The organism is Candidatus Paceibacterota bacterium (assembly GCA_041661305.1).
Classification (GTDB): domain Bacteria; phylum Patescibacteriota; class Minisyncoccia; order Phycocordibacterales; family VMEP01; genus VMEP01.
Genome location: JBAZUR010000002.1, coordinates 43466 through 60202, shown reverse-complemented (window position 1 = coordinate 60202; position 16737 = coordinate 43466). Strand labels below are relative to the sequence as shown.

Annotated in this window: 18 protein-coding genes; 8 read left to right on the top strand and 10 right to left on the bottom strand. The window is 38.2% G+C overall.

The genetic code is table 11. The annotated features are described in order from the left end of the window. Positions 1 to 72 precede the first annotated feature (72 nt). Entirely contained in the window at positions 73 to 513 is a 441-nt protein-coding gene (locus tag WC724_02795; GenBank protein ID MFA6077923.1) for an HIT family protein, read from the top strand. On the opposite strand, the gene pgk is transcribed toward WC724_02795, so the two are convergent. From pgk to WC724_02750, 9 genes are all read right to left on the bottom strand, one after another. Next, positions 510 to 1622 (bottom strand): phosphoglycerate kinase, encoded by a 1113-nt coding sequence (gene pgk / locus WC724_02790; GenBank protein MFA6077922.1) that lies wholly within the window; start codon positions 1620 to 1622, stop codon positions 510 to 512. The two genes, WC724_02795 and pgk, sit on opposite strands and share 4 nt — an antisense overlap. A 3-nt stretch (positions 1623 to 1625) precedes the next feature. Beyond that, positions 1626 to 2399, bottom strand: a complete 774-nt coding sequence (gene tpiA, locus WC724_02785) for a triose-phosphate isomerase (protein MFA6077921.1) — start codon at positions 2397 to 2399, stop codon at positions 1626 to 1628. Between the two features lie 43 nt (positions 2400 to 2442). Further along, positions 2443 to 3744, bottom strand: a complete 1302-nt coding sequence (locus tag WC724_02780) for a hypothetical protein (protein MFA6077920.1) — start codon at positions 3742 to 3744, stop codon at positions 2443 to 2445. Between the two features lie 143 nt (positions 3745 to 3887). After that, entirely contained in the window at positions 3888 to 4403 is a 516-nt protein-coding gene (locus tag WC724_02775; protein MFA6077919.1) for a hypothetical protein, read from the bottom strand. A gap of 1 nt (position 4404) precedes the next feature. After that, positions 4405 to 4887 (bottom strand): hypothetical protein, encoded by a 483-nt coding sequence (locus WC724_02770; protein ID MFA6077918.1) that lies wholly within the window; start codon positions 4885 to 4887, stop codon positions 4405 to 4407. 3 nt (positions 4888 to 4890) lie between these two features. Next, positions 4891 to 5376 carry a prepilin-type N-terminal cleavage/methylation domain-containing protein gene (locus WC724_02765; protein ID MFA6077917.1) on the bottom strand — a complete coding sequence of 162 codons (486 nt, stop codon included), beginning with the start codon at positions 5374 to 5376 and terminating at the stop codon, positions 4891 to 4893. Between the two features lie 40 nt (positions 5377 to 5416). Further along, positions 5417 to 6631 (bottom strand): type II secretion system F family protein, encoded by a 1215-nt coding sequence (locus WC724_02760; GenBank protein MFA6077916.1) that lies wholly within the window; start codon positions 6629 to 6631, stop codon positions 5417 to 5419. Between the two features lie 8 nt (positions 6632 to 6639). Beyond that, the gene (locus WC724_02755; protein ID MFA6077915.1) at positions 6640 to 8391 is read right to left on the bottom strand and encodes an ATPase, T2SS/T4P/T4SS family; all 1752 of its coding nucleotides are present in this window, start codon (positions 8389 to 8391) and stop codon (positions 6640 to 6642) included. Between the two features lie 129 nt (positions 8392 to 8520). After that, positions 8521 to 8874 carry a hypothetical protein gene (locus WC724_02750; protein ID MFA6077914.1) on the bottom strand — a complete coding sequence of 118 codons (354 nt, stop codon included), beginning with the start codon at positions 8872 to 8874 and terminating at the stop codon, positions 8521 to 8523. Positions 8875 to 9026: 152 nt separating this feature from the next. On the opposite strand from WC724_02750, the gene nusA reads away from it, so the two are divergent. From nusA to WC724_02725, 5 genes are all read left to right on the top strand, one after another. Further along, a complete protein-coding gene (gene nusA, locus WC724_02745) occupies positions 9027 to 10259 on the top strand; it encodes a transcription termination factor NusA (protein ID MFA6077913.1) in 1233 nt (410 codons plus the stop codon). 48 nt (positions 10260 to 10307) lie between these two features. Next, positions 10308 to 10838, top strand: coding sequence for an inorganic diphosphatase (locus WC724_02740; GenBank protein ID MFA6077912.1), 531 nt, complete (start codon positions 10308 to 10310; stop codon positions 10836 to 10838). A gap of 112 nt (positions 10839 to 10950) precedes the next feature. Continuing rightward, complete coding sequence (locus WC724_02735; protein MFA6077911.1) at positions 10951 to 11934, top strand: hypothetical protein; 984 nt, start codon at positions 10951 to 10953, stop codon at positions 11932 to 11934. A 36-nt stretch (positions 11935 to 11970) separates the two neighbouring features. Next, on the top strand, positions 11971 to 12282 hold the full coding sequence (locus WC724_02730; GenBank protein ID MFA6077910.1) for a hypothetical protein: 312 nt from the start codon (positions 11971 to 11973) through the stop codon (positions 12280 to 12282). A 94-nt stretch (positions 12283 to 12376) separates the two neighbouring features. Beyond that, positions 12377 to 13402 carry a trigger factor gene (locus WC724_02725; GenBank protein ID MFA6077909.1) on the top strand — a complete coding sequence of 342 codons (1026 nt, stop codon included), beginning with the start codon at positions 12377 to 12379 and terminating at the stop codon, positions 13400 to 13402. Positions 13403 to 13408: 6 nt separating this feature from the next. On the opposite strand, the gene WC724_02720 is transcribed toward WC724_02725, so the two are convergent. Continuing rightward, positions 13409 to 14104, bottom strand: coding sequence for an RsmE family RNA methyltransferase (locus WC724_02720; protein MFA6077908.1), 696 nt, complete (start codon positions 14102 to 14104; stop codon positions 13409 to 13411). A gap of 145 nt (positions 14105 to 14249) precedes the next feature. Here WC724_02720 and clpP point away from each other — a divergent pair, with 145 nt between their 5' ends. Both clpP and rny read left to right on the top strand, forming a co-directional pair. Further along, positions 14250 to 14843 (top strand): ATP-dependent Clp endopeptidase proteolytic subunit ClpP, encoded by a 594-nt coding sequence (gene clpP / locus WC724_02715; GenBank protein ID MFA6077907.1) that lies wholly within the window; start codon positions 14250 to 14252, stop codon positions 14841 to 14843. 236 nt (positions 14844 to 15079) lie between these two features. Continuing rightward, entirely contained in the window at positions 15080 to 16609 is a 1530-nt protein-coding gene (rny, locus tag WC724_02710; GenBank protein MFA6077906.1) for a ribonuclease Y, read from the top strand. Positions 16610 to 16737: the final 128 nt, after the last annotated feature.

Below are 16737 nucleotides of genomic sequence, written 5' to 3'. Positions count from 1 at the left end.
GTCCCTCATTTTACCACACACAATTTTAAGCCTCTACTTTGAAAATTAGCTTAAATTACATACAATCAATTCATGAACAACGAAACATCCATCGAAGAAAAAAATTGTCTTTTTTGTAAAATAATTGCTGGAGAAATTCCAGCCGAAAAAGTCTACGAGGATGAACACTCTTTGGCATTTTTAGATATTAATCCAATAAACATCGGGCACACACTTTTAATACCGAAAAAACATACTCAAAATATTTTTGATACACCAAGTGAAACTCTTCAAAATATAGTGTCGGCACTAAAAATAGTCTCTAGTGCTGTTAAAAATGGAGTTAACGCTGACGGCCTAAATATCATAAACAATAATGGCGGACCAGCAGGTCAACTTGTCTACCACCTACACCTTCATTTAGTTCCCCGATTTACTGGAGATGGTTTCACTCATTGGCATGGCAAAAATTATAACGAGGGAGAAATGTCTGCGACTGCAGAAAAAATCAAAAAGATTATTTTAGATAATTAGCGAGTTAGGGCTTTTATCCCAGGCAGAGTTTCGTTAATCAAAAAATCGAGCATCGCCCCGCCACCAGTCGAAACAAATGAGAATTTTTTCTCAAGTTTTAATTTAGAAACAAGAGCCGAAGTATCACCTCCGCCAATAATAGTTTCGCATTTTGCTTTTGCGAGAATTTTTAAAAGCTTTTCTGTCCCAGCACCAAATCCATCTTGATAAACACCAAGTGGTCCATTCACAATAACGGTTTTTGATTTATCAATCATGTTTTCAAGAATAAAAAGTGATTCTGGGCCATTATCAACGATGTATTCATTCTTTAAAACCTCATCCGCCCACTTAACTTCCCCACTTCTCACAACAACATCAACCGGTAAAAATACTTTTTTATTTTTTAAAAGTGGGCTTAGTGCTTTTGTGTTTTTATCGGCAAGAGATTTCCCTATTTCGTAACCTTCTTCCTTAAAAAAACTATTGGCTAGTGCGCCTCCAACAAAAATATTTGAAGCTTTCGGCAAATATTTTTTTATGAGTGGAAGTTTGGTTTCTGATTTGGCGCCACTAACAACCATAAGAAGTGGCTGTTTTGGTTTAATAGCACGAGAAAGATTAGAAACTTCTTCAGCAAAAAGAAAACCCGCAAAAGAAGGTAAGAGTTTTGGTACTGAAACAATTGACGCATGCTTTCTATGAGAGACTGAAAACGCTTCGTTTATATAAATATCTCCAAATCTCGCAAGCTTCTTTGCGAAAGATAGTTCGTTTTTTTCTTCCCCTTTCTCGCGTCTCAAGTTCTCTAAAACAAGAATACTCCCGTCTGCCATTCTTTTGATTGATTCCTCGGCAACGCTTCCACAAACATCAGGGACAAACCCCGCTTTAATAAATTTATTTAAATGCAAAACCGCAACTTTAATTGTATCTTCGGGTTTCTCTCGGTGGCTAAGTACAACAACTCGTGCTCCGTTTTTCACTAAAAATTGCAAAGTTGGAAGTGCTCTCCGTATTCGAAAATCATTAACCACCATCCCTTTTTCTATTGGCTCATTTAAATCAAGGCGTATTAAAACACGCTTTCCTTTTAACTTTAAATTTTTAGGTAGTGTTGATAAACGCATATTCTATTTCATTGAAGCTGCTTCTTCGGTAAGAGTGATTATATCCGCAAATTTTTTAATATCTAAACTATCTCTTCCTACAAGTAGACCACTCAAACCACCACCGTAAAAAAACTCTCCTGCATTTTCTTTGTTTACCGAACCCCCATATAAAATTCGTACAGACAAGGCCGCTGTTTGTCCAAACAAATCAGCAAGTGTTCTTTTTATATATATAACCATTTCGGAAAGATCTTCTGCGCTAATTGCCTTAAGGGCCTTGTTACCTACTGCCCAAACAGGCTCATAAGCAATGACAATATCTTTTAAATCTTTCCTTTTAATTCCAGCTAAAGAATGCTCGATTTCTTTTTTCATAAAAGCTAAGTAATACCCGTGAGCATCGCGTGTTTTTTCCCCAACGCAAACAATTGGAGTCACGTTATTTTTCAAACAAACTTTTATTTTTTTATTTACTAGTTCATCTGTCTCGCCAAGCTCCCGCCTTTCAGAATGACCAAGAATTACATACTTAACCCCAATCCTTTTCAACATATCCACGGAAATTGAACCTGTATAAGCCCCTTTTGGTTCATAAAAAGCATCTTGTGCCCCAATAGAAACCTTGGTTTTCTTTGAAGCCTCAGCTACAGCGGAAATAAAAAGTATTGGTGGACAAACAACAACTTCTGTTTTTTTAATATTTTTAGAAAACTTAACAATCCCACTAGCAATCCGCTTAGCTTCTTCTGCTGTTTCGGGATTCATCTTCCAATTACCAACAATTAGTTTTTTCATTCACCTAATTGTAGCACACGGTTGTTGTCCGCTAAAAATATTTTTATTGAGCTTCTTTCCAACCCTTAATTGTCCACGAACCAGATGGTCCGCTTGAAAAAAGAAGTGAAGCAAGTCCTGTTTCGTAAGTTACAGACGCTGTATTTTTTGCGTGAACCCTAAAGGCAGTAACCTCTTTCAAACTTGCACTGTTATTAAGTTGTATCTCTCCGTGCCCAGCATAAACTAAAAGTGCTCCGCCGGCGGTATTTTGTATATTAATTGCCACATTTTCCCCTTTTGGCGCACCCAACTCAGCTGCATTATTTTGAGATAGCAAAAGTACGTACGAGCCACTCTGCCCTGAACCCTGAAACGTATTTGAGTTGGCAATATCTATTTGACTAGAGGTTATTCTGTTGCTCGGATTATCTGCTATCACCACCACACTTTTAGCCCCAAGAGCTGAAGCCACCTTAATAATTGCACTATTAGTAAAAGATATATTCCCAGTAACCCAAACAGGTCCATTAAGCGTTATAACTGGACTACCAGAAATTTCTACATCACAAGTAATTTTTACGGGGCCTAGCGTTTTATTACTGGTGATTTTGTACGGACATGGAGAACTAATCATGCCACCTGCCACCGCTTCCTGCTCCCAAGACTCAACAACTGTATCAGGAATTGGCATAGGAACATCGGCTTGATCAGGACTTCCTGGGTATTTTGTTCCGGTAACTGTCGTGTTCGTAATATTTTGATAATAAGCGTTTTTTCCAACAAGAGAATCACTAATTGAGTGTGCGTAAACATTTCCTGTTGCGTTTACGCCAATAATACGGCCGGTTGCCCCAGAAGAAATAACATCCCCTTCAATTAAGTTACTGTTCTCCCCTTCAATTTTTCCACCAGAATAAACATTGCCAATTATTTTTGAACTATTTTCAAGTTCAAAGCCACCATTTCCAACCTGCAATCCGTAATTAAAAGAAATTCCATTTGAAACAATCAAACCAGCGCTTATGTTACGAATCCTTCTAAAACTATCTCCCGACGAAAAAAGAGATTTTTCACTACTACCAATTGGAGTAATTATCGTTGTAGCCGTAGAACTTGCAACAACCAAAGTTTCTGTCGCCCCAACTTGCATTCCTTTTTTCAAACGATAAATAACGTCCTCAATACCTGACTCAGACGTAGCATAACTTTGTCCTGACTGTATGAAATTTTCAGCAACAGCTGATTGTTTTAGTGTTGGAGAAACTACTCCGTAAATAATCGACATTCCAATGGAAAGGAGGAAAACCACTACAGTAAGTACCGCCTGCCCTCTTTGATCTTTAAAATTAATTCTTTTTTCCATTTTTATATTTTATTAGGACTTACTCAAATGGATGCAGTTCGAGGAGTTCAAGGAGAATGGATTGATGTGTATTAAGTATACACTGAACGACATTTTCCGCAGAATGACAAAGAAATGCGCCATTTGTGTATGTCCTATTTATATTAATAAGTTCTAACTGTCGCAGTTCCATAAAACCTTTCGATTATTTTGGTTTTTTCTGTGCTGTCACGGATTGTCATTTCAACAGATACGGCAGTACTCTTAGTTGTTGTTGCTACGTTAAAAACTAAATTGGAAATATCGGTACCTGTTGCGATTAAAACACCTTGGTCAATACCATTTTCAAATTTGTGAAGCGCGTTTGAATTCCCTAAAGAAAATTCAACAGTAGTTGTTGGCGACCCTTCTGGCATAATCAAAACTAATTTACCAGGACTTGTTTTTAAAACACTCAAAGGAGAAACACTTTCCGCACTTCTTATTTCTTTTGTTATCTGGTCAATGGAAACAACCGCGCTTGTTCCAATCGCTCGCGATGTTTTCATAGAAACAAAAGCTTTTGCCAACAACAAAAGAGAATTGATGACTAAAACAGAAATAATACTGAGAGCAAAAAGATACCCCAGCATTTCCGCCAAAGTATATCCTCCAGAATTATTTTTTTTCCCTATTTTCATATCAATCGCTAAAAATATCAGTTAAGTAAAATATGGTTTGTTTTGTTGTTGTACTAAAACGATCTTTGAACGAAACTGAAACTGTAATTTTTTTTGTACCACTATCATAGCTTCCATTTTCAGAAATTTTACCGTCGGGCCCACGGGAAACATCTTCAATCTTAAAAATTCTCAAAAAAGTTCCGTCAATCATTTGAGGAGATGTTGTTGCTATCCAACCGGTTGTCGTTGTTGCTAAGTAATAAACAGTTGAAGTGGAAAGTCCGCCAATATTATTCCACGCGTTATCTCGCATAAAGCGTAACACCTCACTCCCCTCGTCTAAAACAAACTTACTTTTAATATCTGCGATCGTTCGGCGATTTAAATCAAGAGCTCCTCTTGCCGCTGACATAATCGCAAATAGAGAAGTAGAAATTATTGCTATTCCAATAACAACCTCAATCAAACCAAAGCCATTCATTTTTTTAAAATTTCTTGTCATTTTTTATTTTCGATACGCAATCCCGATTGGTTCAACAATAATCACAAAGTTTTTATCTTCATTTGCCGACAAAGACACTGTTATCTGTCCTGAAGCGCTTCCTTTTCCTGTAATTTTTTCAAAAACAATTTCGGTTGATGATGAGGTTAGTCCACTTGAGGAGACGGAAATTGCGTTACTCAAAACAGTCGTTGTGTTGCTTGCGCTAGAAGCTGAGTACTGACTCCCCTCAAACATAACAATACTTTTTTCTTCAAAGTGCACTCCGTACTGTATTGCCTCCACAGAAGAAATAGCCCGTGAACGAGCCTCGCCTAATGTTGCAACAATTACGTCAGTAGTGCTTTGAAGAGCTTGAACATCTCTGTAGTTAGACAATCCTCCCCAAACAATACTCCCGATAAGTGCCATAACAGCGATTACGACAAGGAGTTCTGTTAAGGTAAATCCTTTTTTGTTCTTCTTTAATTGTTGTGTGAATATTTTCATTAACAAAATTTAAACTCGAAACCACGTCTTAATCTTCCCCTTAAATTCCTGACATAACGGAATACATCGGTGTAATCATAGAAACTGCAAAGAAACCAACAGCTGCTCCAATCACAATCATTAGAAGTGGCTCTATTATTGTAGACAAATCTTTTGTAGCAGCCTCAACCTCTTCTTCATAAAAAACAGCTACGTTCATAAGCATCTCCGCAAGCTTTCCTGTCTCCTCTCCAACCTCAATCATTTCTCCCACAATAACTGGATAAAGATTGGAGTGACTTTTAAAAACAGAGGATAGAGTTGCTCCTTTTTCTACTTTTTCCCCGGCTTCAACAAGCACCGCCTTAAAGTAAACATTTTGCATAACATCTGCAGCAATTGAAATTGCTTGTTGAACAGGGACCCCGGAAGAAAAGAGTGACGATAGTGTTCTCGCTGCTCTGGCCGAATTAAATTCTTGAACAATTGTTCCAATAACAGGAAATTTCATCGCGATAAAACTCACAACTATTCCTCCACGTCGTGATTTTATCGCAAAGTAAGCTGCCATAATGAAACCAGCTAACCCTAGAATAAACGTAGTAGTGTGATTAACCAGAAAAGAACTAATATTAATTATAAACTGAGTGCTTCCAGGAAGCTCGACATGTAAATCGGCAAATGTTTTCGTAATAGTAGGAACAACATAGATAAGCATCAAGATAGCAATTCCAAAAATCGCAATTAGGATTATCGCTGGATAAGTAAGAGCTCCTCTTACTTTTCTATTTATTGTATAAGTTCGATCCAACTGCTCACCAACAGAACGCAAAGCTTGTGGCAAACTACCAGACTCTTCTCCTGCTTTAACCATAGATACAAAAAGGTTAGAGAAAATTGCTGGGAACTTTTTCATTCCATCACTCAATCCCATTCCAGAATTAATATCCTCAAGTAAGCTATCTAAGGCAATCTTAAACTTATAATTTTTTGTTTGCTTCCCCAAAATACTCAGTGATCTTGCGAGTGGTAGCCCAGCCGAAAGCATCACGGAAAGATTTCTTGTAAAAATAATCTTGTCATGAAGCTTCACAAAAACAAACATGTTATTAAGGGTCGTAATATCAAAAAACGCCAACTTTTTTTCTTCCCTAACAAAAACCAAAGTTTGTTTCCGTTCGCGTAAAATACCCTCCAATGAAATCTGATCAGGAGCTTCTAAATAGCCGTTTTCAATTACGCCTTTCTCAGTTTTTGCTTTATAAAAAAATCTCATTATTTAAATTATTCCGAGACGACACGCAAAACCTCTTCAATCGTTGTAACACCCTGTGCCGCAAAAAATATTCCGTCCTCAAGCATTGTCATCATTCCCTCCTTTTTTGCCTGCGATTCAATTTCGTCCGAAGTCGCGCCTTTTAAGATAAGTTCTTTAATCGTCGGGGTCACCTTAAGCACTTCGTGTATTCCGATTCGCCCCTTGTACCCTTCTTCACATTCTGCCGACTTCATTGGTTTATAAAAAGATACCTTATCCCAACCATCTTTCGGTCCAATAATTTTTTCCTCACGTAAAAACTTAAGCATTCGCTCAAGGTCAACCAACTTCCCTAAATTACGTAACTCCAAATCAGAAAGATTGTATTTTTCTTTTTGGGAACAAAGTCTGCGGACCAATCGCTGAGCTAAAACAACATCGAGGGTCGATGTCAGAAGAAACGGCTCTACTCCCATCTCAAGTAAACGTGGCATGGCTCCAGCTGCGGAGTTGGTGTGGAGTGTCGAGAGGACAAGGTGTCCGGTTAAAGCTGCATTAATGGCGAGTGAGGCTGTTTCGTTGTCTCGAATTTCCCCCACCATAATGATGTCTGGGTCTTGTCGAACGAGGGAACGTAAACCATTTGCAAAAGTGAGACCAATTTCTGGCTTAACTTGCGTCTGATTAATACGCTTCATTTGATATTCAATTGGATCTTCGACTGTTGAGATATTTACATCTGGGGTATTAACAATATCCAAAATTGTATACAGAGTTGTTGTTTTTCCAGAACCAGTAGGTCCTGTCGCCAAAATCATTCCAACTGTTTGTCGTGTAGCAGAATGAATCTGCTCAAGTCCGTCGCCATGAAAACCAAGTCCTTCAAGTGTAAAACCGGAAACAGACTCTTTCAAAAGGCGCATGACTGTCTTTTCACCAAAATAAGTTGGCAGTGTTGAAACACGAAAAGAAACATTCTGGTCGCTTAAATTTATTTTAAATCGTCCGTCTTGGGGAAGACGTTTTTCGTCCAGCTTTAGATTTGAAAGAACTTTTATACGCGCAACAATTCCAGGTCCTGCTGTTTTTGGTAAAACCATTGCGTCGCGTAAAATTCCGTCCACACGATAACGCACCAAAAGCTGACCATCTTGAGGCTCGATATGGATATCGGAAGCATCTTGAATAATGGCGTGATTTAAAAGCGTGTCGACAATACGCACAACAGGCAAATCTTCAGCAAGCTTTTTTAATTCTTTTTCCGAAATATCTTCACCACCATCCTCTGCAATAAGCTTTAGAGTACTCGCCTCTTTTTGAATAATGTCATCAAACTCCGCCTTAAGACTTTTTTGATACTGAAGAAGTACTCCTTTAATAGACTCTGTATCTGTTAGGCGTGGCAAAATTTTTAATCCTGTTTTCTTTTTAATAAACTCTATTGCCTCAAGGTCATCAGCATCAAGCATAGCGACCTCGAGTTCTGTCGCAGTTTTTTTATAAGAAACAATATTATGATGCCTTGCTACTGGTTCAGGGATTAAAGAAAGAACTGAGAACTCTATTTTTTCTCCCTTCAAACTTATATATGGTATTCCGAGGATGTATGCTTCTGTTCTTTTTAAATCATTTTCTGATATTTTTCCCTCAGAAAGAAGTGCGTCACTAAGTGACTGTCCTTTTTTCTTAAATTTTTTCTCAATGGCCTCCATGTCCGCACGCGAAACAAGACCAGAATCAAGAATAAATTTTTTTAATTGTGCTTCGTCAAGGTTCATTGAAGAATGTTCTTTAAATTATAGCAAGATTTAACGAAAACGTGTGTGCATTTCCTCTTTGAAAAATTTATACAAAAAAAATACCCCTCAGTGTTGATTCAAAAAAGAACCACTAACTTCTGGGGTATTCTAACCACATCCTTCTTTATATAAATGAAGGAAGTATTCTGGGTCGATACTATTACCGCTTTTCCATTTTACGTAAGCTGGACTATCTGGACACCGCTTTATTAAATACTCCCTTCCAGAAAAATCCTGAACTCCTTCTATTGGATGTACGCAACGCATTGCTATTCTTCCCTCTTCAGTTTTCTTAATCACGCAACTCCAAGCGTCGAAAGAAATTAGCAACGTGTTTGACTTAACAGTAAAAGGAATTTTGCCAACAATTCCATCGGGACCCTCAACGCCGGTCCAAGGTGGTAATGCAAACGCAGAAACTCCGACCACCATCATAACGACAGAAACAAAGAACTTAATCATCAATATCACTCCTTTGTAGAGGGGCTTGAATCACCAGAGCATAAGATACACCAAATTTGCTTTTTTTGGAAAAACTGGTATCATTCAACAAGTAACAAGTCCGTCAAAAACGGGCATTTTTTTATCAAAAAATTTAAAGAATTATCTACTATATGATGGATTTAAAGGTTTTAAAATCAGCTCTCGAGCAACTTGAGGAAGAGCGTAAAATTCCAAGAGAGAAAATAATAGACGCTATTGAACAAGCCCTTGCTGCGGCTTATCGTCGTGATTACGGGAAAAAAGGCCAGATTGTTCGGGCTCATTTTGACTTGGACACTGGTTCAACAGATTTTCTCCAGGTAAAAATAATTGCCGACGAAACAACTGTTAAAGACCCTATTCCAGAAGATGCTTCAGAGGAAGAGAAAATAAAGGATTCTGAAGACATCCGCGAGCGCTATAATCCTGAGCACCATATTTTCCTTGAAGATGCTAAGAAAATAAAAAAGGATGCTGTTTTGGGCGAAGAGATAGTGTTTCCTCTTGAAACAAAAGATGATTACGGCCGAATCGCCGCACAAAGCGCCAAGCAAGTTATCATTCAGCGCATTAGAGAAGCTGAAAAATTCTCTGTTTTGGAGGAGTACTCAGACAAGCAAGGAACAATTATCTCTGGAATCGTTCAGAGAATAGAGCGCGGAAACGCTTTCTTAGACCTCGGAAGAACAACGGCTATTTTACCAATGGAAGAACAAATCCCTGGTGAATTTTATCGCCGTGGCGAACGTATTCGAGCTTACTTATATGCAGTTGAGGAAACACCTCGTGGAATTAACATAAAACTATCACGTACCCACCCTCGTTTTATTGAAGAACTCTTTAAATTAGAGTCTCCAGAAATTGCCAACGACGTTGTTTTGATCAAAGCTGTTGCTCGCGAAGCTGGCTCACGCTCAAAAATTGCAGTTTCTTCGACAGACCAGCACGTAGATCCTATTGGAGCCTGTGTTGGACAACGTGGAGTTCGTGTATCAACTGTTATTCAAGAACTTTCTGGAGAAAAAATAGACATTATTGAATGGTCAGAAGACCCAAAGCGCTTTGTTGCTGATGCTTTGTCCCCAGCACGAGTTACTAGTGTTCTAATCGACGAAACAGAGCGCCAAGCACGCGTTGAAGTTTCGGAGGATCAATTGTCGCTTGCTATCGGTAAGGGTGGTCAAAATGTCCGCCTCGCAAACAAACTAACCGGCTGGAGAATAGATATTGTTAGTACTAAGGGAGAAGAAATCTTAAAAACAGACGGTGATGTTATCGAAATGTCCGACGATGCAAAAGCTGAATTTGGCGCACCAGAAAACATTCCAGGAGAAGAAGAACCACTAAAAGAGGTGTTAGAATAAAGGATTCTCGCTCAACAAAATAAAACCTTAAAAATAACCTTTAAAAACATGAACATTTGGCATGACGTAAAACCTGGGACAAAAGAACATATGAACGTGGTTGTTGAAATCCCAAAACTTTCTCGCGTTAAATATGAGCTCGACAAAGAAACAGGACTGATTAAATTTGATCGCGTTCTGTATTCCCCAATGCACTATCCGGCAAATTATGGATTTGTTCCAAATACTCTTTGGGATGATGGAGACCCACTCGACGTTTTGGTTATCGCTCATGAAGCTTTTATTCCAGGGTGTCTTGTAAAGGCTCGCCCGTTAGGCGTTTTGCCTATGAACGACGGTGGTGATGATGACGCAAAAATACTCGCTGTTCCAGCAGATGACCCAAGATTTGCAAATACACTCAATATCGACAGCATCGAACCGCACCTACTCGAAGAAATAAAACACTTTTTTACTGTTTATAAAGAATTGCAGAATAAAAAAGTAACTGTTGGTGACTGGCAAGACAAAAACAAAGCAATGGAAGCTTTTGATCGTTCGGTTGAATTGTATCAAGAAAAATACGGCAAAATAGAGTAATTCTAGAGATTAATACTTTTCCACAAAAAAGAGCTATCACTAAGATAGCTCTTTTTTGCTATACTTAACGACAATCGATTTCATTGTTAATTATTAATAATATTTACATTTTATGAATAAAAAAATTATTTCCGTATTAGCGTTCAGTTTAGTTTTTGTTTCAGTAGCTTTTGCTGAGGAAACAACTGCTGTACCAGCAGTCACATCTGTTTCAGCTGTTTCAACGACACAACCATCTGAAACGCCAGACTCAATTAAAGCTAAGCAGGCCGCTTTTGAAGAATTAAAAAGAGCACAAGAAGCAAAACGTGAGGCATTAAAAAAACAGCAGGAAAATGCACGAGAAACATTTAAGGATGCGCAAGAAAATGCACGCGAACAGGCCAAAGATTCTCGTCAAAATATTCGCACAATTTTAGGAACCTCAAGTCCATCTCAAGCCACAAAAGAAGAGCTGGAGAGAATTAGAGAGGCAAGAAAAGATGCGTATGAAAATGCACGTGAAGCAAAAAAAGATGCGTATGAAAATGCAAAAGAAGCCTTTGAAAAAGCACGGGAACAAGCCAAAGGCGTCCATGATGGAATAAAAAACATTAGAGAGGGTCTTAAAAAAGCCACATCAACTGTTGCAAGAAAAGAAGCTAACAATAATTTGGCCGAGAAAAGAGTTGAGCTTAGTCGTGGTTATTTTGAAACAAGAATAAATAGCCTAAACGCTCGAATCGAAGCTATCACAAGAGCTGAGAGTACTCTCGAACGCGTCTTGGTTAATTTTGAAAAGAACGGAATAAACACAACAGACGCAAGAGCACTCTTCTCTGTCGCCCAAAGTAAAATCGATATTGCTACTCAAAAAGTAACATCAACAAAAACGTTGGCTTCTTCACTTTCTGGAACAGTGACAAAGGAAAGTATCAAGTCCGCTACAGAACAATTGAAGAAATCTGCTGATGAAGCAGGTAACGCAATTGAGGAGACCAGAAAAGACTTAAGTATCAACGTAATACCAGCAGTTAGAAAACTATCTCCTCAAAAACAGAGTGCGCCAGTCGCGACAACAACCTCTGCAACCGCAACAACAACCCAAACACAATAAAACTTAAGTAGCCTTTATTAATAAAAAAACAAAAACATGGACCCAGTAAATGAAATAAACCAGATTAGCCAAGAAATGAATCCAGCCCCAATCACTCCAGCTCCAGAAGAGAAGGCTGGAGTTGGCGGAATAATCGCAATTATCATTATCGTATTAGTTCTCGCCGTTGGAGGATATTATGTTTGGCAATCTAGTGGTATTACACCTACTCCTTCTATACCAACAGAAAATACTGCCACGCTTCCGACAGAAGATGTTACTCAAGCTGAAGCAGATTTGCAGTCTCTTGATTCTCTCGCTAGTACAAGCGCTGAGGTTAAAGGGATAGAAGCTGAGTTGCTACAATAATAATATTTTTACAAGTTGTTTTAAAAAATCCGACGATACTATCGTCGGATTTTTGTTTTGACTTTAGGTACCATTTTCGGGTAGGATGCTCGCTATGAAATCAACAATAAATAAACTAAAAAAATCAGAAATTGAAATCGAGGTCGAAATACCTTCCGATGTTTTCGAGTCTTTTAGAAAGAAGGCGGTTCAATCCTTAGCAGACCAAGTAGACATTCCAGGCTTTCGAAAAGGTAAAGCAGGAGAAACAAACATTATTCAAAAAATGGGCGAAATGAGTGTTCTTGAGGAAATGGCTGAATTTGCAATAAAAGATGCTTATCCAAAAATCATAACTGAACATAAAATTGATCCAATTGGCCGACCAGAGGTTTCCATTACCAAAATCGCCAAAGGTAATCCCCTTTCCTTTAAGTTAAAAACGGCCGTTTTCCCAGAAGTTAAGCTTCCTGACTATAAATCAATCGCCAAAAAAGAATTAGCTAAGGATGAACTTATTTCCGTAACCGAGGAAGAAGTTGAAAACACTATAAAAGAAATACAAAAATCGCGTACGCCAAAAATTGAGGTTAACGAAGGAGACGCCGAGGTAGAACCGGTACTTCCAGAAATAACAGATGATTTTGTAAAAACTTTAGGCAAATTTGAAAATGTTGCCGATTTTCGTGAAAAACTAAAAGAAAATATCAAACTAGAAAAGGAGCAGATGCAAAAGGAAAAGCTTCGTGTTGCAATGCTTGATTCTATTGCCGAAAAAACTGAAGTTGAAGTACCAGAAATACTTATCGAAGAGGAACAGAGAAAAATGTTTGCCCGTCTACAATACGATATTGAAAAATTTGGCTTAAAATTTGATGAGTATTTGAAAAACGTCAAAAAAACAGAAGATGAAATCAAGAAAGAGTGGGTAAAAGATGCGGAAAAAAGAGTAAGACTAGAACTTGTCCTCTCAGAAATTGCTAAGGCAGAAAAAATCGAAGTTCCAAAAGAAGAGTTATCAAAAGAATTAGAACACCTTCTTGAACACAACATTGGTGCCGACCGTGAACGCGCAGAAACATACCTTGAGGGTATTATGTCCAACCAAAAAGTAATTGAGTTTTTGGAAAAACAGAAGTAGAGAGGGTTAAAACATTACACAAGAAAGAGCGACAATGTTTGCTGTTTCTGCTCGAAGAATTTGCTCACCTAGTTTAATTATCGGTACTTCTTTTTCTGTAAAAAATTCAAGTTCTGCAGGAGTGAAACCGCCCTCTGGCCCAATAAGTAACCCAAGGTTGTAGCTTTTAGTTGTTAGCTTATAGTCAAAAGAACCCGTCGGATCAAATGCGAAAAAAGATAATTCTTTTTTATATCTATCTACCGCCTCTTCTGTTGTCATCGTTTCGCCAAGAACAGGTATGTTGGTTCTTCCAGACTGTTCACTTGCCTCAACAACAATCTTCAAGGCTCTTTCGTAATTAAGAGATTTCTTTTCGCTTCTGTCCGCAATAACGGGAACGATACGAGAAACACCAAGCTCGGTTGCTTTTTCGAGAACCAATTCAAAGTTTTCTCTTTTAATCAAAGAAATAAACAGTGTAATTTTTTTACTTGGAATAATTCCTTTTGTTTCTTCTAAAACATCTAAATTGGATATGTTTTTTGTAAGTGCACTAATTTCACACAAAAAGTCACTTCCCTTTCCGTCGAATAAAATAACTTTGTCTCCCACAGCAAAACGCAAAACGTTTCTCCACTGATGAAGAAGATGCTCGGTTTTAATTTCAAGTTCTTTTCTATTCCCTATTTCCTCCTCGATAAAAAATCTGTGTAATTTCACGATAATAGCTTTTAGTTGTTAGGTTTTAGCTTATAGGAAAAATTCGTAAATACAAAACGTGTAAAAAATACAACTTCCCCAAAAATATGCTTTTTGCTATACTCCATTTGTATTTTGTGTGTACTAAAAGCTAAGGCCTACAAATATGTTAATACCAACAGTCATAGAAAAATCACAGTTTGGAGAACGCGCATACGATATCTATTCGCGTCTTTTGCGTGACCGCATTATTTTCTTAGGTGGACCAATTGACGACCACACTGCAAATATCATAATCGCTCAACTAATTTTTCTTGAAAATGAAGACCCTAAAAAAGATATCTCATTATATATAAACTCGCCAGGTGGGCACGTTACTGCCGGTCTCGCTATTTTAGACACAATGAATTTTATCAAGCCAGACGTCTCTACAATTTGTGTCGGCATTTCAGCCTCAATGGGGGCAATATTACTCTCCGCTGGTGCTAAAGGAAAACGTTTTGCGCTTCCAAACGCTGAAGTGATGATTCACCAGCCAATGGGAGGAACGGAAGGACAAGCTTCTGATATTGCAATCTCAGCAAAGCATATTCTAAAAACAAAAGACTCTATAAATAAGATATTAGCTAAAAACACAGGGCAACCTCTTTCGCAAATCGAAAAAGACGTTGATCGCGACTACTACATGTCAGCTGAGGAAGCAAAAAAGTACGGACTCATTGATGACATTATAAAAACCAGAGTCAGTAACGGAAAGTAACCAAAATAAAAAACGGCCAAATGGCCGTTTTTTACTATATGCTTCGAGCCTTTACGTTGTTTTTACTTTTAATATTTACGGTGTAGAATGAAATTGTTCCCTTAATAAATAAATGAATCACTTGAAACAAACGTTCGTTTTTAGAATCAGAATGAATTACAATCCGGAAAACTTGATGGGTAATAGTCAAAAAACCTAATAATTGCAACGTTTTTGCGAGCGATTCCTGATCGCTTATGAGTCTTAAAATAGTTTTGGCGCTAATCGCCATAGCCGGTATTCTTGGTATCGCAATTGGCTATATTTTGCGCTGGCTCGTTCTTTTGGGGAAAAAAGGGTCAATGGAGCTTCAAATCAAGCACATGACTCTTCAAGCCAAAGAAGAGGCCAGCAAGATAGTCACTGAGGCAACAAAAAAGGCAGAGGCAAGGACAGAAGAGCTTCGCGAAGAAGAAAAAAAGCACGAGGCAGAGTTTAAAAAAACAGAAGAGCGTTTAATAAAAAAAGAAGGTCTTCTTGATCAGCGTCAAATTGATATCGACAAGGAGGTTGATAGTTTAAAAAACAAAGGAGAAGAGGTAAAAAAATTAAAGGAAGAAGCAGAAGCTACTCTCTTAAGACACCAGCGCGAACTTGAGCGCGTCACTAAATTAACAGAAGAAGAAGCGAAGGCAGAACTATTTAGTACCTTAGAAAAAAGGTACGAGGAGGACATGCTTGTTCGCATGCAAAAACTAGAAACAGCCAATGCTGAACGTCTTGACCGTAAAGCTAAAGACATTCTAGCAACCTCAATCCAGCGCCTCGCAGCTTCAACAGCCGCCGAAATAATGACAACAAACGTCACTATTCCTTCCGACGAGGTGAAGGGTAAAATTATTGGAAAAGAAGGTAGGAACATTCGCGCTTTTGAACGCGCCGCGGGAGTTGAACTTATTGTTGATGACACCCCTGGATACATAATCATTTCTTCTTTTGATCCTGTTCGTAGGCAGATTGCTCGCGTCGCACTTGAAAATTTAATTCTTGATGGGCGCATTCAGCCTGTAAAAATTGAAGAAATGGTTGAAAAAGCAAAAAATGAAATTCATAAAATAATCAAAGAAAAGGGAGAACAAGCTGTTTATGAATGTGGTCTCTTTAATGTTGATCCTCGTATAATTGCAATCTTGGGCCGACTATACTTCCGCACAAGCTATGGACAAAATGTTCTTCAGCATTCACTTGAAATGGCACACATTTCAGGAATGCTTGCCGAAGAACTTGGTGGTGATGTCACAATTGCAAAGGCAGGAGCCCTTCTCCACGATATTGGTAAGGCTGTTGACCATGAAGTTCAAGGAACTCACGTCGATATTGGCCGTCGTATCCTCCAAAAATATGGCGCTGATGTTCGAATCATTCAAGCAATGCAATCACACCACGATGAATACCCTTACGAAACAATTGAATCAATAATTGTTCAGACAGCCGACGCAATTTCTGGTGGTCGTCCTGGGGCTCGTCGCGACACTGCAGAAAATTACCTAAAAAGATTGGGTGATCTAGAAGCTATCGCTAATTCATTTACTGGTGTTGAAAAAACTTACGCCCTTCAAGCAGGAAGAGAAGTGCGAGTTTTTGTTTACCCAGAAAAAGTTAGCGACCTAGAAGCAAAAAAGATGGCACAAGAAATAGCGCTCCGTGTGGAGAAAGAGCTTAAGTATCCTGGAGAAATAAAGATAAACGTTATCCGTGAATCAAGGGTTATCGAGTACGCCAGATAATAAACCTAAAAAAGCCATATTTTTCAACAAAAAATCAAGGAAACCCCTTGATTTTTTGTTGTTTTGATTTTCTTTATACAAATAAATTTTATCTATAAATACAAACCTTTCTACCCGAATATTCACTG